At 69.4% G+C, this 19,245-nt stretch carries 14 protein-coding genes, 1 tRNA gene and 1 pseudogene; 8 read left to right on the top strand and 8 right to left on the bottom strand.

Annotation, left to right across the window (positions count from 1 at the left end; all coding sequences use genetic code 11):
• Positions 1-71: 71 nt before the first annotated feature.
• The 4 genes from NVS89_RS18825 to NVS89_RS18810 form a co-directional block, all read right to left on the bottom strand.
• The gene (locus tag NVS89_RS18825) at positions 72-1,109 is read right to left on the bottom strand and encodes an aliphatic amidase (RefSeq protein ID WP_258734298.1); all 1,038 of its coding nucleotides are present in this window, start codon (positions 1,107-1,109) and stop codon (positions 72-74) included.
• Positions 1,110-1,385: 276 nt separating this feature from the next.
• Complete coding sequence (locus tag NVS89_RS18820) at positions 1,386-1,991, bottom strand: ANTAR domain-containing response regulator (protein ID WP_258734297.1); 606 nt, start codon at positions 1,989-1,991, stop codon at positions 1,386-1,388.
• A gap of 127 nt (positions 1,992-2,118) precedes the next feature.
• Entirely contained in the window at positions 2,119-2,685 is a 567-nt protein-coding gene (locus NVS89_RS18815) for a TetR family transcriptional regulator (protein WP_258734296.1), read from the bottom strand.
• Positions 2,686-3,067: 382 nt separating this feature from the next.
• Entirely contained in the window at positions 3,068-3,919 is an 852-nt protein-coding gene (locus NVS89_RS18810; protein WP_258734295.1) for an SDR family oxidoreductase, read from the bottom strand.
• A 159-nt stretch (positions 3,920-4,078) separates the two neighbouring features.
• Between NVS89_RS18810 and NVS89_RS18805 the strand changes: the two genes are divergently transcribed.
• A complete protein-coding gene (locus tag NVS89_RS18805; protein ID WP_258734294.1) occupies positions 4,079-4,486 on the top strand; it encodes a winged helix-turn-helix transcriptional regulator in 408 nt (135 codons plus the stop codon).
• On the opposite strand, the gene selD is transcribed toward NVS89_RS18805, so the two are convergent.
• The 3 genes from selD to NVS89_RS18790 all read right to left on the bottom strand — a co-directional run bounded on the left by selD (position 4,420) and on the right by NVS89_RS18790 (position 7,332).
• Entirely contained in the window at positions 4,420-5,496 is a 1,077-nt protein-coding gene (gene selD, locus NVS89_RS18800; protein WP_374114603.1) for a selenide, water dikinase SelD, read from the bottom strand. The genes NVS89_RS18805 and selD overlap by 67 nt on opposite strands.
• A gap of 79 nt (positions 5,497-5,575) precedes the next feature.
• Positions 5,576-6,706, bottom strand: a complete 1,131-nt coding sequence (locus NVS89_RS18795; RefSeq protein WP_258734292.1) for a transglutaminase-like domain-containing protein — start codon at positions 6,704-6,706, stop codon at positions 5,576-5,578.
• Positions 6,703-7,332 carry a TlpA family protein disulfide reductase gene (locus NVS89_RS18790; RefSeq protein WP_258734291.1) on the bottom strand — a complete coding sequence of 210 codons (630 nt, stop codon included), beginning with the start codon at positions 7,330-7,332 and terminating at the stop codon, positions 6,703-6,705. Before NVS89_RS18790 ends, NVS89_RS18795 begins: the two co-directional genes overlap by 4 nt.
• Positions 7,333-7,574: 242 nt before the next feature.
• Between NVS89_RS18790 and fdnG the strand changes: the two genes are divergently transcribed.
• The 7 genes and pseudogenes from fdnG (at position 7,575) to NVS89_RS18755 (ending at position 16,998) form a co-directional block, all read left to right on the top strand.
• Positions 7,575-10,661, top strand: a complete 3,087-nt coding sequence (gene fdnG / locus NVS89_RS18785; protein WP_258734290.1) for a formate dehydrogenase-N subunit alpha — start codon at positions 7,575-7,577, stop codon at positions 10,659-10,661.
• A gap of 13 nt (positions 10,662-10,674) precedes the next feature.
• Positions 10,675-11,670 carry a formate dehydrogenase subunit beta gene (fdxH, locus tag NVS89_RS18780; RefSeq protein ID WP_309486570.1) on the top strand — a complete coding sequence of 332 codons (996 nt, stop codon included), beginning with the start codon at positions 10,675-10,677 and terminating at the stop codon, positions 11,668-11,670.
• Positions 11,667-12,386, top strand: coding sequence for a formate dehydrogenase subunit gamma (locus NVS89_RS18775; protein ID WP_258734289.1), 720 nt, complete (start codon positions 11,667-11,669; stop codon positions 12,384-12,386). Before fdxH ends, NVS89_RS18775 begins: the two co-directional genes overlap by 4 nt.
• Positions 12,387-12,593: 207 nt before the next feature.
• Positions 12,594-13,505 (top strand): formate dehydrogenase accessory protein FdhE, encoded by a 912-nt coding sequence (gene fdhE, locus NVS89_RS18770; RefSeq protein ID WP_258734288.1) that lies wholly within the window; start codon positions 12,594-12,596, stop codon positions 13,503-13,505.
• An 11-nt stretch (positions 13,506-13,516) separates the two neighbouring features.
• Positions 13,517-14,944: an L-seryl-tRNA(Sec) selenium transferase gene (gene selA, locus NVS89_RS18765; RefSeq protein ID WP_258734287.1), complete on the top strand. Its 1,428-nt coding sequence runs from the start codon at positions 13,517-13,519 to the stop codon at positions 14,942-14,944.
• Positions 14,941-16,785: pseudogene (gene selB / locus NVS89_RS18760) on the top strand (selenocysteine-specific translation elongation factor); the annotation flags it as partial. The gene selA and the pseudogene selB, both read left to right, overlap by 4 nt.
• Before the next feature lie 117 nt (positions 16,786-16,902).
• Positions 16,903-16,998: transfer RNA gene (locus NVS89_RS18755), tRNA-Sec, on the top strand.
• 57 nt (positions 16,999-17,055) lie between these two features.
• Here NVS89_RS18755 and NVS89_RS18750 read toward each other — a convergent pair.
• Positions 17,056-19,239: a tetratricopeptide repeat protein gene (locus NVS89_RS18750; RefSeq protein ID WP_258734428.1), complete on the bottom strand. Its 2,184-nt coding sequence runs from the start codon at positions 19,237-19,239 to the stop codon at positions 17,056-17,058.
• Positions 19,240-19,245 lie beyond the last annotated feature (6 nt).

Genomic DNA, 19,245 nt, shown 5'->3' with positions numbered 1-19,245 from the left:
GTGCCGCCGCCGCGTTGTTGTGAGAAGGGGCGGCGGTGCCGCCGCCCCGTGGCCGGGAGGGGCGCGGCGCGTCAGCGATGCGCGGTCTCGGGGTTGGGGATGCCCTCGATCGGAGCTTCCTCGGTGCCGACCATCGGGCGGGTGAAGGATTCCACCATCTCGCGCGTGCCCTCCGGGTCGGCGACCCACTTCTTGTAGAAGTCGTAGGGGCACTCGGCCACGCCCTTGTCGCCGTCGCCGGAATTGATCATGCCCGTGTAGCCGCGATGGACCAGCTTGAAGAGGTGGTTCTCCGACTGCATGTTCTTGCGCGCGTCGCGGATCAGCGAGGTGGAGAGCGCGGCGTACTGGATGCCGTACTCCTCCTCGCCGCACTCGCCGAGCGTGCGCCCGTCGAAGCCGACGATCGCCGAGTGGCCGAAATAGGAATAGACCCCGTCGAAGCCCGCCGCGTTGGCGACCGCCACATAGCAGTTGTTGGCCCAGGCCATCGCCTTGGCCATGATGACCTGCTGGTCCTTGGCCGGGTACATGTAGCCCTGGCAGCGCACGATCAGCTCGGCGCCCTTCATCGCGCAGTCGCGCCAGATCTCGGGATAGTTGCCGTCGTCGCAGATGATGAGCGAGACCTTCAGCCCCTTCGGGCCTTCCGAGACATAGGTGCAGTTGCCCGGATACCAGCCCTCGATCGGCACCCACGGCATGATCTTGCGGTACTTCTGGACGATCTCGCCCTTGTCGTTCATCAGGATCAGCGTGTTGTAGGGCGCCTTGTTGGGGTGCTCCTCATGCTGCTCGCCGGTGAGCGAGAACACGCCCCACACCTTGGCCTTGCGGCACGCCTCGGCGAAGATCTCGGTCTCGTCGCCCGGCACGGTCGAGGCGGTGTCGTACATCTCCTTGGAATCGTACATGATCCCGTGGGTCGAGTATTCGGGGAAGATCACGAGGTCCATGCCCGGCAGGCCGACCTTCATGCCGAGGACCATGTCGGCGATCTTCTTCGCGTTGGCGAGCACCTCGGCCTTGGTGTGCAGCCGCGGCATCTTGTAGTTCACCACCGCGACACCGACGGTGTCTTTGCTGCTGGATACATCGCCGTGCAACATGGTCTTCTCCTCGCGTGAAAGCCTGTGCCGCCGACCTCGGCGGTGCGGCCCTGCGTTCCGGGACATGGACTGAAGGCCCGCCGGCGTCGGGACCTGCCGGAGGGTGAGTGGACTGCGCGGCGGCGACGTCATTGTCCCGCCAGAGGCAAGCAACAAAAAAAGCCCGTCAGGTCCTTGCGAACGTCACGGGCTGCATAGCCAGGCGGAGCCAGCGTCATTGATGGCCCGACGGAAGGTGTAGCGCATATAAAGAACGCTGTTCATCCGATTACTGACTTAAGCATCCTTGGGCCTGTAGTTCAAGTGCTCGCTGGCATGGATGATGGTGAGCGCCATATCCTCCATCGGCATGCGCTTGGCCATCGCCTGGCGGCGGATACTCTGATAGGCGTCCTCCTCGGAAATGCCCTGGAACGCCATCAGGATGTTCTTCGCCCGCTGGATCTTCTGCACGCCGCCGAGCTTGCGCTCGAGCCGGGCGATGGTCCGGCGGGCTTCCTCCCGCTCCAGCCAGAGACCCCGCGCGACCGCGAGATTGGCGAGCAGGCCGACCGGCTCGATGGGCTGTTCGATCACCGCCGCCGCGTTCGATTCCAGCACCAGCGGCAGCGCCGCCGCGTCCTCGTGGCCGACGACGGCGACCAGCATCGGGCGCCGCTCGGCCGGGGCGCCGAGCAGGGCGAGGATCGCCGCCTTGGCCTCGGGTGGCATGGCGAGGAACACGATTTCCGCTTCCGGCCACGCCTCCGGCACCGGCCAGATCGTCTCGACCGTGCAGCCTATCCCGCGCAGGTGACCGACGAGGCTCGTGCACGGCTCGCCCGGCGGGTGGATCACCCCGACCCGCTGGCCGCGAAATTCGTGGAGGATCCGGATCGACATGCGGAGGCGGCACCCTGCGCCGGAATGGCGTCCCCCCGTTTGTCCCCGGCCGGTCCCGCGCGGGCAATACGTCGTTCAGCGGGGGTCGCCCCGCCGGGCCTTACGCGCCGGCCTCACGCGCCGGGCGTCACTCGGCTGCGTCTTCGCCGAGGCGGGCGCGGGCGGCGGCGAGGATCTCGTCCGACAGTTCCGCGTCGCCGCCGGCGACGGCGCGGGCCATGGTCAGCGCCCCGACCATGGTGGAGAGGATGCCGATCGCCTCGCGGCGCCGGGCGTCCGGATCGGGTTCCTCGAGCCGGCGCTCGATCTCGCCGATGAAGTCCGCCAGCCCCGCCGCATAATCGCCCTGCAGGCTCGGCGACTGGCGGGCCACCTCGCCGCTGAGCGCCGAGAGGGCGCAGCCATGCGCGGCATTGTCGCGGTGGGCGGGGGAGAGGTAGCGCTCGATGATGGCGCCGAGGCTGCCGGTCTCGGCCATGCGGGCGAGGCCCTCGGCGCAGGCGTTGCGGCACGCCTGGTGGGCGAGGTCGGCCTTGGAGTCGAAATGGCCGTAGAAGGCACCGTGGGTCAGCCCGCTCGCCTGCATGATCTCGGCGACGCCGACATCGCTGAAGCCGCGCTCGCGGAAAAGCTGCGACGCCGCGTCGAGTATGGCGTGGCGATGCTCCAGAACCTTTTCCCTTGTGACCCGCACGCCGTTCCTCCGTCCTTCGTGAGCCGCTTCATCGTTGACGTTCTATCAGCCACAAAGTTCACGCCGTTCCTATTGGGACTAAGCCGGGTAACGATGTCCCGCACCGCCATAGTCCCACATCTGGTTACCGTATGACGAGCCTGATCAACGAGGGCGCGATGTCGCGGCCCGCAGAACCGGGCGCCGCGCGTGCGCCCGGCTACCTGCCAAGGAACCGGAAGGCCTCGATGATCAGGTGACCGACCATGGTGATGAGGCTGATGAGATCGCCGTACAAGCTTGCCATGGGACGCGATCTAGCCCCGGCTGGCGGCAAGATTTCGGCGGATTTGCAGCAGGCGCCGCTCCTTTCGTCGAAGACGGCGCCGCCTTTAGTTCGGCGCTAGACCACAGAGGCGAGGTAGTCGCGGGCACTGGTAGACGGATGGCCGGCCAGGCGCTCGACATCGGCCGAGGTGGCGGCATACTCGCCCGCGCCGAGTGCGGCGTAGAAGCTCGCGACGCCGGAGGCGACCCAGTCCGGCAGGCCCATGGAGCGGAACTGCTGCTCGAAGGCAGCCACCGGCACGTCGATGGCGCGGATCTCCTTGCCGGTCAGTTCGGAGAGGATGGCGGCGAGATCGACCGCGCTCCAGGCCTCGCTGCCGGCAATCTCGTAGACCTTGTTCTCATGGCCGGGCGCCAGCGCGCCGACGACCGATTCCGCCACGTCCTCATGGGTGACATAGGCGACCTTGGCGTCGATGCCGGTGAAGGGCAGCACGCCGCTCTCCTTCGCCTGGGCGAAGAGCGCGTCGTTGTTCGAGAAATAGGAATTGTCGCGCAGGATGGTCCAGGCGAGCCCGCTGGCCTTGAGCTCGGCTTCGGTCGCCACATGCGCCTTGGCCCAGTCGAACAGGCTGGCGTCGCTCGGGTTGGTGGCGCTGGTGTAGAGGATGCGCGCGACGCCCGCGGCCTTCGCCGCCTCGATGGCGTTGTGGTGCTGGGCGATGCGCACCTCGTTCGGCCCCATGCCGGAAATGAGCACGAGCGTGTCGACGCCGGCGAAGGCGGCCTTCAGGCTTTCGGGATCCTCATAGTCGCCGGCGGCGACGTCGAAGCCCTGCGCCTTGCGGGCGGCGAGCTTTTCCGGCGAGCGGGCGACGAGGCGGGTGCCGGCGGCCCGGCCCTTTTCGAGGAGCACGTCGGCGATGGCGGCGCCCAGCTTTCCGCTGGCGGCGGTGATGGCGATCATGGTCGGTTCCTTCTGACGGACAGTCTGCTGCCCATGGTTACGAATTGAGACTAAGATGCTAAAACGTATCCAAGGCGCAAGAAGGGTTTTTGAAGTGCCTCGGTATGCGCCGCGTAACCATGGGCGCCTCTCGCGGGCGCGAAGGCACGGGAGACGAGGATGAAGCCGGACAGGGCGAGTGTGGCCGAGGCGTGCCCGACACGCTCGCTGCTCGATCGCATCGGCGATCGCTGGAGCGTGCTGGTGCTGATGGAGCTCGCCCTTCGCGCGCGGCGCTTCTCCGAGCTCCGCCGGGCGATCCCGGATATTTCCCAGCGCATGCTGACCCAGACGCTGCGCTCACTGGAAAATGACGGGCTGATCTCGCGCACGGTGTTCGCCACCGTGCCGCTGCGCGTCGACTACGAGCTGACCGAGCTCGGCCGCTCGCTCATGGTGCCGCTGGGCGGGCTGATCGCCTGGGCGGACGCGAACCACGCGCGGGTGCGCGCGGCCCGCCGTCAGCCGGAGACGACGACGCCCGGCGCGCCCTCGGCCATGCGGCCGATGACGGCGGCCGAGGGGTAGCCCGCCGCGCGGATCTCGGCGAGCAGGGTGCTCGCCGCTCCCGGTTCGCAGGCGACGAGCAGCCCGCCGGAGGTCTGCGGGTCGGTGAGCAGGTGGCGGCGCCAGTCCGGGAAGTCGTCCGGCAGCGCCACCGCCTCGCCATAGCTCGCCCAGTTGCGGTGCGAGGCACCGGTGACGAAGCCCTCGCGTGCCAGCCTTTCCGCCTCGGCGAGCACGGGCAGCGCGTCGGCGTCGAGATGGAGCGTCAGCGAGGAGCCGCGCGCGACCTCGAGGCCGTGGCCGAGAATGCCGAAGCCGGTGACGTCGGTCACCGCATGCACCTCGGCGCGGCGGCCGAGCTCGGTGCCGATGCGGTTGAGCGTGGTCATGGAGCCGATCATCTCGGCATAGGCGGCGGGAGGCAGCGCCTCCTTCTTGAAGGCCGCCGAATAGAGGCCGACGCCGAGCGCCTTGGTGAGGATGAGCGCGTCGCCGGCCCGGGCGGTGCTGTTCTTGCGGATCGTCGCCGGCGAGGCGGTGCCGATGACGGCGAGGCCGTAGATCGGCTCGGGCGCGTCGATGGAATGGCCGCCGGCGACGGGAATGCCGGCCTCCGCCGCGATCGCCTGCCCACCCTTCAGGATCTCGCGCACCATGGCGGTGGGCAGCTTGCCGAGCGGCATGCCGAGAATGGCGAGCGCCATCAGCGGCTTGCCGCCCATCGCGTAGACGTCGGAGATGGCATTGGTGGCGGCGATGCGGCCGAACTCGTAGGGGTCGTCCACCATCGGCATGAAGAAGTCGGTGGTGGCGATAAGGCAGGTCTCGTCGTCGAGCTGGTAGACCGCCGCGTCGTCGCCGGTTTCGGTGCCGACCAGCAGCCGCTCGAACGGGCCGCCGGCCGGCTGCTCGGCGAGGAGCTCGCGCAGCACCGAGGGCGCGAGCTTGCAGCCGCACCCCCCGCCATGGGCGAGGCTGGTGAGGCGGAACGGGGCGCCGGACGGCGCGCCCGCGGCAGGCTTGTCGAGCATGATGGGCTCCATGCTTGCCTCCCCGCGCGGAGGAGGGATCGCGTCGGTAGGGGCGCACGGGCGCCGAAAGCGCGCCGGATCAGGCCGAGAGCTCGCTCGCGGTGATCTTGTAGGCGAAGGTGCCGGGGTCGAGGCAGTCGTGGCGCAGGCTCGCGACTTCCGCCTGCGGGTACATCAGGAAGCCGAGCTTCGGGCCGCTTGAGCCGGGCAGGGCGATGTCATGGCCGTCATTATAGGCGAGCCAGTTGCCCTCCCAGGCGCCGAACAGCGCCTTGCGGGCGGCGAGCACCTTGGCGTCGTCCATGGCGTTCTTGCCCGGGGGCTCCTCCAGCACGACCTTGCGCACGTCGGCGGGGTCGGTCGCCACCCAGCCATAGCCGTCGAGCCACACCTCGGCGCGGCAGTGCTGGGCCTTGGAGATGACCGGCGAGTTGGCGCCGAGGCTCTTGTAGCCGAAGGCGGAGGGGGCGACGCGGATGCCGTAGAGGTCGCGCGCGGGAACGCCGGCGGCGCGGTTGAGCCCGACGAACAGCGCGTTGAGGTCGGCGCACTTGCCGCCGAGATTGCCGCTCTTGAGCAGCGAGGCGATGTCGCCGGTGCCGCAGCCGGGCGTGGCGGCGTTGCGATAGGTGTTCTCGACCACCCACTCATAGATGGCGCGGGACTTGTCGATGTCCGTGGTCTTGCCGGCGACGATCCTGTCCGCCGTTTCCTTGACGATGCCGTTGGTCGGGATGAGGTCGGTGGCGGCGAGGAACAGCGCGCGCTGCTCGGGCGCCAGCGCGGGCACGTTGCCCGGCGCGGAGAAGTCGGTGGCGCGGTCGCGGGTGGCGAATTTGGAGGTGATCTCGACCGTCGGCTTGGCCTCGTCCTCGGCCCAGACGAGATGCAGCATCCCGGCGCCGTAATGGGGATCCTTCACCATCTCGGCGGTCCTGGCGTTGGTCTTCCAGCTATTGCTCGCGGGCTTGAACCAGTCCTCGGCGGTGTAGGAGGGCAGCGGCACCCAGGCCTGCGCCGGGCCGGCCTTGCCCTCGACCGGGGCGACGTCGAGCGTGGTGACGACCTCGAACTGGCGCCAGGCGCCGGGCTTCGGCGCGAAGGTCGCGGCGGCGGCGGGGCTCGCGGCCTGCGCGAAGGCGGACGGGGGAAGGGCGGCGACGGCCGTGAGGGCGGCGCCGGCTTTCAGGAAATCGCGACGGCTGGTCATGGCTTGCTCCCGATCATCGGTTGAGAGGGCGGCAGCTCGCCTTGCGCGGGCGAGGTCGCAGGGGTCGTCAGGCTCTGGATGATGCTGTCGGTGGCGGGGTCGTCCCAGTCGACGGGACCGGCGACGAAGAGGCCGAGATTGCCGGCCGGGTCGACCACGTAGCTGGTCGGCAGGAATTCGATGCCCCACCGCTTGGTGGCGGAGCGGTCCTCGTCGAGCAGGATCGCGAACGGCACCGGCTGGCTCTCGAAGAAGCGGCGCACCCGCACCTCGACCTCGCCGACATCGACCGCGAGCACGGTGACCGGCTGGTCGCGGTGGCGCTCGACGAAGCGGGTGAGCGCGGCCATCTCCTCGCGGCACGGCTCGCACCATGTCGCGAAGAAGTGAACGATGACGGTCCGATTGTGCAGCGCGGCGCGGTCGATCGGCCCGTGATCGAGCGAGGGGCGCGCGAGCGGCGGGGCGGGCTGGCCATAGGGCAGAGGCGATGTCGGCTCGGCCGAGAGGGTCTCGGGCGCGGCGAGCGCCGTTTCCCCCGGCGATATTGACGCAAGGGAAGCAAAAGTCAGCGCGGCAAGCCAGTTGAGGGAGCCCCGGCACGCGGGAGCCTGCTTCGTGAGCACGCGGGCGATGCTGCGCCGCTGCCGCCACCTCGTCAATCGGCCGGCGGGGCGAACTCGGCCCTCCCGCATCGCAATATTGCCGAAACGCACGGCAGGGGTGGAGAGGTTATTGGAATGAAAGCGTTTTTCCGGCCGGCTACGTCTTTAGACGGTTTGACATTGGAACAGTGAAAAAGTTAGCGTCGTTGATCAGCGATGCCTATCGCGTGATGGGTTTCGCAACGGCAACTCGGGAGGCTCACATGAACATGGAGCTCTCGCGCAGGACGTTCCTGAAAACGTCCGGAGCGGGGATCGCGGGGACGACGCTCGGAGCCTTCGGCTTCAGCGAGGCGGAGGCGGCGGTGGCCGCGGCGGTCAAGCCGTTCCGCCTGGTGAACACCACGGAAACGCGAAACACCTGCACCTACTGCTCGGTCGCCTGCGGCATCATCCTCTATTCGAAGGGCGACCTCAGGAAGGGCGAGAAGGCCAACATCGTCCATATCGAGGGCGATGCGGACCATCCCACCAACCGCGGCACGCTGTGCCCCAAGGGCGCGGCGCTCCTGGACATCGTGAAGTCGGAGACGCGCCTGACACGGCCGATGCTGCGCAAGGCCGGGTCCGACCGGTTCGAGCCGATCTCCTGGGATGCGGCGCTCGACAAGATCGCCCGCGCCATGAAGGACGACCGCGACGCGAACTTCATCCCGACCAACGAGGCGGGCGTCACGGTGAACCGCTGGCTGACCGCCGGCTTCCTGGCCGCCTCAGCGACCACCAACGAAACCGCGTTCGCCACCTACAAGGTGGTGCGCGCGACCGGCATTCTGGCGTTCGACAACCAGGCACGCGTCTGACACGGCCCGACGGTGGCGAGTCTCGCCCCAACTTTCGGCCGTGGAGCAATGACCAACTCCTGGACGGACATCAAGAATACCGACCTCGCCATCATCATGGGCGGCAACGCCGCCGAGGCGCATCCGTGCGGCTTCAAATGGGTCACGGAGGCGAAGGCCAACCGCGGCGCCAAGCTGATCGTCGTCGACCCCCGCTACAACCGCTCGGCGGCGGTGGCGGACTATTACGCGCCGATCCGCCAGGGCACCGACATTGCCTTCCTGCTGGGCGTCATCAACCAGTGCATCATCAACGACAAGGTGCTCTGGGACTATGTGAAGCCCTTCACCAACGCGACCTTCGTGGTGAAGGAGGGCTTCGAGTACCATGACGGCCTGTTCACCGGCTATGACGAGGAAAAGCGCGACTACGATCGCTCCACCTGGGACTACCAGATCGGCGACGACGGCTATGCGGTGGTCGACGAGACGCTGGCGAATCCGCGCTGCGTCTGGAACCTGCTGAAGGAGCATGTCGCCGCCTACACGCCGGAAGTGGTCGAGCGCATCTGCGGCACGCCGAAGGACAAGTTCCTGAAGGTGGCGGAGATGATCGGCGAGTGCTCGGCGCCGAACAAGATCATGACCTCGATGTACGCGCTCGGCTGGACCCAGCACTCCAAGGGCGCGCAGAACATCCGCTGCATGGCGATGCTGCAGCTCATCCTCGGCAATATCGGGATGCGCGGCGGCGGGGTGAACGCGCTTCGCGGCCACTCCAACATCCAGGGGCTGACCGATCTCGGGCTGCTGAGCAACCTCATCCCGGGCTATCTGAACATCCCCAAGGACAGCGAGCCGGACTTCGCGACCTACATGTCGACCCGCGGCTTCAAGCCGTTGCGGCCGAACCAGATGAGCTACTGGCAGAATTACCGCAAGTTCTTCGTCAGCTTCATGAAGTCGATGTTCGGCAACGCCGCCACGGCGGAGAACGAGTGGGCCTACAACTACCTGCCCAAGCTCGACGTGCCGCAATACGACATCCTGCTCGCCTTCGAGCGGATGAAGCAGGGCAAGATGAACCTCTATTTCTGCCAGGGGTTCAATCCGCTGCAGGCCTTCCCCAACAAGGCCAAGCTCGCCGAGGCACTCGCCAAGCTCAAGCTGCTCGTGATCATGGACCCGCTCGAGACCGAGACCGCGCGGTTCTGGGAGAACCATGGCGACTTCAACCAGGCGGACCCGGCGAGCATCCAGACCGAGGTGATCCAGCTTCCCACGACCTGCTTCGCGGAGGACGAGGGCGCACTGGTGAATTCCGGCCGCTGGCTGCAATGGCACTGGGCGGGCGGCTCGCCTCCGGGCGAGGCCCAGCACGACAGCTGGATCATGGCGCAGATCTTCCTGCGCCTGCGCGACCTCTACCGCAAGGAAGGCGGCGCCTTCCCCGATCCGATCGTCAACCTCAACTGGGCCTATCAGGACCCCGGCGAGCCCACCCCCGCCGAGCTCGCCAGGGAGATGAACGGCTCGGCGCTGGTCGACGTGTTCGATCCGAACGACCCGACCAAGCGGCTGCTGGAGGGCGGCAAGCAGCTCTCCGGCTTCGGCCAGCTGCGCGACGACGGCACCACGGCGTCCGGCTGCTGGCTGTTCACCGGCAGCTTCACCGAGGCCGGCAACATGATGGCGCGGCGGGACAATTCCGATCCCGGCGACACCGGCGCCTATCTCAACTGGGCGTTCGCCTGGCCGGCCAACCGGCGCATCCTCTACAATCGCGCCTCCTGCGACCTCGACGGCAAGCCGTGGGACCCTTCGCGGAAGCTGATCGAGTGGAACGGCCAGAAATGGACCGGCTATGACGTGCCGGACATCGCGCCGACCGCCAATCCGCGCGAGGTCGGGCCGTTCATCATGAACCCGGAGGGCACCGGGCGCCTGTTCGCGCGCACCATGATGCGCGAGGGGCCGTTCCCGGTGCATTACGAGCCGTTCGAGAGCGCGGTCGCCAACGTCATCGCGCCCAAGGTGCGCGGCAACCCGGCGGCGCGCGTGTTCGCGGACGACTGGAAGCAGTTCGCCGACATCGGCGACCCGGCCTTCCCCTATGCGGGGACGACCTACCGCCTCACCGAGCACTTCCACTACTGGACCAAGAACAACCACGTGAACTCGGTCCTCCAGCCCGAGCAGTTCGTCGAGATTTCCGAGGAACTGGCGAAGGAAAAGGGCATCGAGCTCGGCGGCTGGGTCCGGGTGTGGTCGAAGCGCGGCTCGCTCTTCGCCAAGGCGGTGGTGACCAAGCGGATCAAGCCGATGACGATCGACGGCAAGACCGTCCACGTCGTCGGCGTGCCGATCCACTGGGGCTTCGTCGGCGCGGCCCGCAAGGGCTTCCCGGCCAACGTGCTGACCCCCTTCGTGGGCGACGCCAACATCCAGACCCCGGAATACAAGGCGTTCATGGTCAATATCGAGCCCTCGACCGGGCCGGTGGCGTAAGGGAGGCGGCGCGATGTTCCCACCTATTCCCAACCCGTCCGTCGACCCGGCCGCGGCCAAGCCGCGCTTCGGCGAGAAGGACATCATGCGCCGCTCGGCCTCCGAGGTGACGCCGCCCGCCGAGCGGCTCACCGAGGTGGCCAAGCTGATCGACATCTCCAAGTGCATCGGCTGCAAGGCGTGCCAGTCGGCCTGCCTCGAATGGAACCAGCTGCACGAGGAGATCGGCTTCAACCACGGGGTCTACACCAACCCCATGGACCTGACGGCGAACACCTTCACGCTGATGCGCTTCACCGAATGGGTGAATCCGCAGACCGACAATCTCGAATGGCTCATCCGCAAGGATGGCTGCATGCATTGCGAGGATCCGGGCTGCCTGAAGGCCTGCCCCTCGCCCGGCGCGATCGTGCAGTACTCCAACGGCATCGTGGACTTCATCCACGAGAACTGCATCGGCTGCGGCTACTGCATCAAGGGATGCCCGTTCGACATCCCGCGCATGTCGAAGGCCGACAACACGGTCTACAAGTGCACGCTGTGCTCGGACCGCGTCGCAGTCGGGCAGGGGCCGGCCTGCCAGAAGGCGTGCCCGACCCAGGCCATCGTCTTCGGCACTAAGGCCGAGATGAAGGACTGGGCGGATTTCCGCATCAAGGACCTGAAGACGCGCGGTTTCGACAATGCCGGGCTCTATGACCCGCAGGGCGTGGGCGGCACCCATGTCATGTACGTGCTGCCGCATGCGGACCAGCCGTCCATCTACGCCAACCTGCCCGACGATCCGCACATCTCGCCGATCGTGCAGGCCTGGAAGGGCGCGACCAAATATGTCGGCCTCGCCGTGATGGGCTTCGCCGCCGCCGCGGGTCTCCTGCACTATGTCGTCGCCGGACCGAACAAGGTCACGGAGGAGGACGAGGAGAACGCCGAGAGGCTCACAGAAGGCCGGACCGCGCCGCCGCCGTCCCCGCCTTCCGAGCCGCCAAGCCGGGGGAGGACGCCATGACGGCTTACGACCGGAAGGCTCCGGAGGTTCCGGACGATGTCGAAGCGGGCGACGCGGTGCATCCCGGCCGGCCGGTGATCGTCGATCGCTACACCGTCGCCGCGCGCATCAACCACTGGATCACCGCGATCAGCCTGGTGCTGCTCGCGCTGTCTGGACTGGCGCTCTACACGCCGAAGCTGTTCTTCCTGACCGCCCTGTTCGGCGGCGGGCAGTGGACGCGTGCCATCCATCCCTGGATCGGGGTGGTGCTGTTCTTCTCCTTCATGATCCTGTTCATCCGCTTCTTCCGCGCCAACCTTCCGGCGCGCGAGGACGTGACCTGGGTCGCGCATTCGGGCGACCTGCTGGCGGGTCACGAGGAGAAGATGCCCGAGGTCGGCAAGTACAATGCCGGCCAGAAGGGCGTGTTCTGGTCCATGTCCGGGCTGATCGTGATCCTGATCCTCTCCGGCGTGGTGATGTGGGACCAGTACTTCTTCCCCTACACCACCATCGAGCAGAAGCGCATCGCGATACTCGTGCACTCGATCACCGCTGTGGTGATCATCTGCGTGTGGATCATCCACGTCTATGCCGCGATCTGGGTGAAGGGAACGATCGGCGCGATGACGCGCGGCAGCGTCACCGGCGGCTGGGCGTGGCGCCACCATCGCAAGTGGCTGCGCGAGCTGGTGGGTCGGCGGGCCCGCGGCCCGCGCGCGCCGGCCGAGTAGGCGGAACAACCGCCGTCCGGCCTCCGTGCCTGCCGGTGTGCCTCCCGCGTGAGGCGGCGGCTGGCGGGCGCTCCGGCGGTGCCCTATATCGCCCGTCGGGCCGGTCGGCCGCCGCTTCGGCGGTCGGTCGCCGGCCGGCAGGGTTCCGGGTCCCGGCAGGGGCCCCCGTCGCGTATCCACGTGGCCGGTACGGTTCGTGAGGACAGCATGTCAGTCATTCCGCAGCCCGATCCCAGCGTGATCGGCACTGTCTCGACCCCGCCCTTCGCGGTTCTGCCCGATCCTGCGAGCGTGTTCACGGCGCGCGCCGCGCGGCTGAGGACCTATGCCGAGGTCAGCCCGCTCAAGCCCTATCTCAGCTTCGTCGCCGGGCTGGTCGATGCCCAGCACGCCATCCTCGCCGGCCTGCCACCGGTCGAGATGCCGGACGCGGAGATGCTGGCCCGCGCCGCTTCCCACCAGATGCCGCCGCTCGACCGGCCCGGCACGACGCTCGACGACACGCTGGAGACCACGCTCGATGCGCTGTTCGACGCCGCGACGCAGGTCGCCATGCCGGACGAGGCGGGCGAGGCGCTGGCCCGGGTGAGCGCGGCGGACGGGGCGCAGCGCGCGCAGATGGTGCGCGACGTGCTCGCCCACGCCATGCCGGTGGAAATGCTGGCCGAGCACATCTATGTCGCCGCGGCTCTGCAGGTGCACTTCACGAGGCTCGCCGCCGCGCTCGACGCGCCTTCGCTGCAGCCGGTCGGCGACGGCGTGTGCCCGTCCTGCGGCGGCCCGCCGGTCGCCTCGCTCATCGTCGAGTGGCCGAACGCGCACGGCAACCGCTTCTGCGCCTGCTCGCTGTGCTCGACGCTCTGGCACTATGTGCGCATACGCTGCTGCTCCTGCGGCACCACCAAGGGCATCGGCTATCAGGAGATCGAGCAGAGCCCCGGCACCATCAAGGCCGAGACCTGCGACGAGTGCCGCACCTATGTGAAGGTGATGTACCAGAACAAGGACCCCGCCATCGAGCCGATGGCGGACGACATCGGCACGCTCGCGCTCGACCTGATGATGCGCGAGGGCCCCTATCGGCGCGCCGCGTTCAACCCCTTCCTGCTCGGCTATTGAGGGCACGCGCCATGGATGCTTCCACCGACGGCTCCCTCGACCGACCCTCGCTGCGCGACCTGCCCTCGGTCGACCTCGTGCTGAAGACGCCGGCCGCCCGGCTCGCCGCCGAGCGCTTCGGCCGCGCCGCCGCGACCGGCGCGGTGCGCGCCGCGCTGGAGGAGGTGCGCCGCTTCCTGCTGGCCGGCCAGCTCGCGAGCCTTCCCTCGCCCGACCATGTCGCGCTGGCCGCCGGTGACGCGCTGGCGCGGGCGGCGCGCGGCCGGCTGCGCCCGGTCTTCAACCTCACCGGCACAGTGCTGCACACCAATCTCGGCCGGGCGCTGCTGGCGGAGGAGGCGGTGGAGGCCGCGACCTCCGCCATGCGCGCCGCCGTGGCGCTGGAATTCGACCTCGACACCGGCCGGCGCGGCGAGCGCGACGACCATGTGCGCGACCTGCTGGTCGAGCTGACCGGGGCCGAGGATGCGACGGTCGTCAACAACAACGCCGCCGCCGTCCTGCTGGTGCTCAACACGCTCGGCCTCGGCCGCGAGGCGATCGTCTCGCGGGGCGAGCTGATCGAGATCGGCGGTGCCTTCCGCATGCCGGACATCATGGCCCGGGCGGGGGTGAAGCTGGTCGAGGTCGGCACCACCAACCGCACCCACCCGAAGGACTATGCGGGCGCGCTGTCGCCAGAGACCGGGCTGGTGCTGAAGGTGCACACCTCGAACTACCGGATCGAGGGTTTCACCAGCGAAGTCGGCGCGCGCGAGCTGGCCGAAATCGCCGGGGAGCGCGGCGTGCCGCTGGTGAACGATCTCGGCTCGGGCACGCTGGTCGACCTGTCGCGGCTCGGCCTCGCCCATGAGCCGACCGTGCGCGAGGCGGTGGCGGAGGGGGCGGACATCGTCACCTTCTCGGGCGACAAGCTGCTGGGCGGGCCGCAGACCGGCTTCATCGTCGGGCGCGCCGACCTGATCGCCCGGATCAACAGGAATCCGATGAAGCGCGCGTTGAGAGTCGACAAGATCCGCCTCGCCGCGCTGGAGGCAACGCTGCGGCTCTATCGCGACCCGGAGCGGCTGGCGCAGAGGCTGCCGACGCTGCGCCTGCTGACCCGCACGCGCGAGGAACTCGCCGCGCTCGGCGCCGCGCTGGCCGGGCCGGTCGCGCAGATACTTGGCGCCGACTTCTCGGTCGAGGTGGCGGACTGCGCCAGCCAGATCGGCTCGGGCGCGCTGCCGCTGGAGACGCTGCCGAGCGCCGCGCTCGCCATCCGCCCCGCCGACGGGGCGTCGGGCGGCCTGCTCAACGGGCTGGCGGCGGCGCTGCGCGCGCTGCCGGTGCCGGTGATCGGACGGATCGCCGAGGGCGCGCTGCTGCTCGACCTGCGTTGCCTCGAAGACCCGGAAGGCTTCCTCGCCAGCCTCGGCGCATTGGGGACGGCGCCATGATCATCGGCACGGCAGGGCATATCGACCACGGCAAGACGGCCCTGATCGGTGCGCTGACCGGGGTCGATACCGACCGGCTGAAGGAGGAGAAGGCGCGCGGCATCTCCATCGACCTCGGCTTTGCCTATCTCCCGACCGAGGCCGGCACGCTCGGCTTCATCGACGTGCCGGGCCATGAGCGCTTCATCCACACCATGCTGGCCGGGGCGAGCGGGATCGACTTCGCCCTGCTGGTGGTCGCCGCCGACGACGGGGTGATGCCGCAGACGCGCGAGCATCTCGCCCTGCTGGACCTGCTGGGCATTGCGAACGGCATCGTCGCGCTGACCAAGGCGGACCTCGCCGATGCGGACCGCCGCGACGCGGTCGCGGCCGAGATCGCGGCGCTGGCCGAGGGCACGGTGCTCGAGGGCGCGCCGGTCGTTCCGGTTTCCGCAGCGACCGGCGAGGGGATCGAGGATCTTCGCGCCCGCCTAGTCGCCGCCGCGCGGGATTTCGCCGCCCGCAGCGGGGAGGGCCGCTTCCGCCTCGCCGTCGACCGCTGCTTCACCCTTGCCGGGGCCGGCACGGTGGTGACGGGCACGGTGCTCTCCGGAGCGGTGGCGGTGGGGGACCGGGTGACGGTCAGCCCGCCGGGGCTCGGCGCGCGGGTGCGCTCGATCCATGCCCAGAACCGCAAGGCCGAGCGCGGCGTCGCCGGCGACCGCTGCGCGCTGAACCTCGCCGGCGAGGGCGTGACCCATGAGGCGATCGCGCGCGGCGACATGGTGCTCGACCCGACCCTGCACGCGCCGACCGCGCGCATCGACGCGCGCCTTCGCGTGCTGGCGGAGGAGCCGAAGCCGCTCGGGCAATGGTTTCCGGTGCGCCTGCATCATGCCTCCGCCGAGGTCGGCGCGCGGCTGGTGCCGCTGTCGGCCGAGACCGTGCCGCCGGGAGGGCGGGCGCTGGTGCAGCTCGTACTCGACCGTCCGGTCGCGGCGGCTTGCGGCGACCGCTTCGTGATCCGCGACACCTCCGCCCGGCGCACCATTGGCGGGGGCACCTTTCTCGACCTGCGCGCCCCGGCGCGCCACCGCCGGACGCCCGCGCGCCTCGCCCAGCTCGAGGCGATGGAGCGGGCCGACCCCGCGCAGGCGCTCGCCGGGCTGCTGGCGGTGGAGCCCTGGCATGTCGAGCTCGGCGCCTTCGCCCGCGACCGGGCGCTGGGCGCGGAAGCCGCCGCGGCGCTCGCGGCCGATGCCGGGCTGGTGCTGCTGAGCGCGGGCGAGGCGCGCGTCGCGCTCGCGGCCGGGCGCTGGGAAAGCTTGCGCGCCGCGCTGCTGGACGAGCTGACACGCTTTCACGACGCAAATCCCGATCTCGCGGGCATGGGCGCGGAGAAGCTGCGGCTGGCGCTGGTGCCGCGCCTCGACAGACCGGTCTTCGCCGAGGCACTGCGGCGCCTGGCCGGCGAGGGATGGCTGGTGCTGGAAGGGGCATGGGTGCGGCTGCCCGGCCACGAGGTGCGCCTGACCCGCGACGACGAGCTGCTGTGGGAGCGGATCGAACCGCGCCTTGCCGGGGTCGAGCGCTTCCGCCCGCCGCGCGTGCGCGACATCGCCGGGGCGACCGGCGAGCCGGAGGCCGATATCCGCCGGCTGATGAAGCTGCTCGGCCGCATGGGGCGGGTCGACGAGGTGGCGCACGACCACTTCTTCCTGCGCGCCACCGTCGCCGCGATGGTGGGCATGGCGAAGGAGCTGGCCGAGGCCGCGCCCGGCGGACAGTTCGCTGCCGCCGCCTTCCGCGACCGGATCGAGCATGGCGAGCATGCGGTCGGGCGCAAGGTGGCGATCCAGATCCTCGAATTCCTCGACCGCCACGGCGTCACGCTGCGCCGGGGAGATCTCAGGCGCATCAACCGGCACCGTCTGGACCTGTTCGGGCCGATCGGGGAGACTGCGCCGGAAGCTTCTGGAAGAGAGGCGTCCCTGGTGGGGCGTCCGGACTTCAAATCCGGGAGGGGCCGCGAGCCGGTCTCTGGTGGGTTCGACTCCCACTCTCTTCCGCCACTCTCCGCCCCGCGCTGACCGGCACCGCACCTTGGGTGCGGAGCCCGTGGCGCGCCCTCAGTAGGCGTCGCGGAGCTGGCGGGTGGAAGCGGCGATCGCGTTGATGCCTTCGTTGGCCTTCACATTGCCCTGTGCCGCCAGCGCCCTGAAGATGCGCTTCGCCGACTGGTAGTCGTGGAGCTGGTAGTAGCACCAGGCGCGCAGCAGCATCATGTCCTGCTGCTCGGGGGCGAGGCGGGCATGCTCGTCGAGCGAGATGATCGCCTCGACATAGCGCCCGTCGCGATAGAACTCGTAGGCGCGCTGGGCCAGCAGGTCGGCGCTGAGCTGCAGCGAACGGCGCGGGTTCTGCGGCGCCTGGAGCGCGGCGGCCTGGGCGGCGTTGGTCATGCCCTTGCGCATATAGGCGAGGGACTTGCCGTAGGCGGCGTCCTCGGCGGTGCGGCCCTGGCCGTACTTGATCGCGTAGTCGAATTCCGGGATCGCCTCGATCGGCCGGTTGAGCTCCATCAGCTTCCAGGCGCGGGCGAGCGCGGCGCCGGCCGAGCCGCCCGATTCCGACACGCTGCTGCCGGTGCGGGCGACCGAGCGGGTCACGCTCCGGCGGCGCGGCGGGGTCGGCGGCGCGGTGTAGGTCGTCTGCTCGGTGTAGCTCACCGGCTGGGCCGCGGGCTGCGCCGAGGAACCCTCGAACTGCGGCACCGGCTGGAACTGGCTGGTGGGCGCATAGGCCGTCACCGTGGAGCCCGGCACCGGCTGGAACTGCGTGTTCGAGCCCAGCGTCGCGCTCGGCGCGCCGAGCGGGGGCGGCTGCAGGGTCGGGGTCGGGGTCAGGCGGGCGGCGGCGGCGATCAGCGGGTCGGTATAGGTGGTGATCTGGGACTGGGCGTTGCGCGCCTCCAGCCGGGCGCGGACCGCCGGGTCGACCAGGGCGACGATGCGCTCGGAGCGCGTGCCCCAGGCCCGCACCAGCGCGTTGAGCCGCGCGCCGTCCTTCAGCCGCCAGTAGGCGAGGGCGAGGCCGTAGGCGGAAGGCTCGTCGTTCGGGTCCCAGTTGAGCGCGGTCTCGAACCAGGAGCGGGCGGTGACGATCTGCCCGGTATTGTAGGCGTACCAGCCGAGCGCCTGCGCGCCGGGGACGTACTTGTCGCGCATCACCACCGGGCTGAAGCGCGTGAGCACGATCTCGTCCAGCACCGGCGGGGGATCGGCGGTCAGCAGGCTGATGACGACGTCGAGATAGGCCTTGTTGTTCTCGGGCGCGCTGTCGCGCCATTCATAGGCGATCGGCTCCGCCTCGAGCGCGCGGCCGAGCGAGTTGAGCGCTAGCACGTAGCCCTCGGCCGCCTTCGGCCCGCCCTTGCGGTCCAGCGCCAGCTTGAACCATTCGAGCGCGCGCTTGGCGTCGTCGTGGCGGAACAGGTACCAGCCGAGCACCAGCGGATCGCCCGCGGTCGTGCTCTGCTTGGAGAGCTCCTCCATCCGGGTGATGTCGGCCTCGGGGACGGTGAATTCGGGGTTCTCGGCCGCCTTGCCCATGCGCCGGCGGATCAGGTCGTCGCGCAGCACGGCGAATTCCGGCTTGCCCTGCGCGTCCTTGCGCTCGAGCTTGAGCAGGTTCTGGATCTCGTCGTCCGTCAGCAGCGGGATCGCCTTCTGCACCGTCGCCACGCGCTCGCTGGTGTCGTTGCAGTTGGTGAGCACGTAGGTGTAGGCGTCGAGGGCGCGCGGGGTCTGGTCGGTCTTGGCGAAGGCCTCGGCGACGCGCCACAGTATGTCGACATTGGCGCAGGTCAGAAGGCCCGGCGCTTCGGTGGCGATGCGCAGCACCGTGTTCCACTGCTGGGCGTCGGAAGCGTTGATCAGGCGCTGGCGGCCCTCGGCCTCGTTGAGGCGGGCCAGCAGGTCGGCCGGCGGGTCCCATTGCGGGTCGGCGGCCTGACGGGCGGCGATGGCGCTGCGCACGTCCGAATACTTGCCGTCGGCGTAGAGCTTCCACATCCGCTCCAGCTCGGTGTCGGTCTGCGGACCGAACAGGTCGGCGGGCGGCGACCACTCGGGATAGAGCGCGCGCAGGCGGGCGATCTCGGCCTCGAGGCGGCGCGTGTCGCCCTGGGAGGCGAAGTAGCGCAGGGCGGTCTCGTCGACCTTGGGGCGGGAGCCGCTATTGGTGGAGTTGCCGGAGCCTCCAGGGAGCTGGACTTGCTGGGCGATCGCGGGAACGATGGCTCCCGCAAGCACGATCAG

Source organism: Ancylobacter mangrovi, from assembly GCF_024752355.1.
In the GTDB taxonomy this organism is placed as follows: Bacteria; Pseudomonadota; Alphaproteobacteria; order Rhizobiales; family Xanthobacteraceae; genus Ancylobacter; species Ancylobacter mangrovi.
Note: the sequence above shows the minus strand (reverse complement) of the source record. Positions and strands in the feature narration are given on the sequence as shown.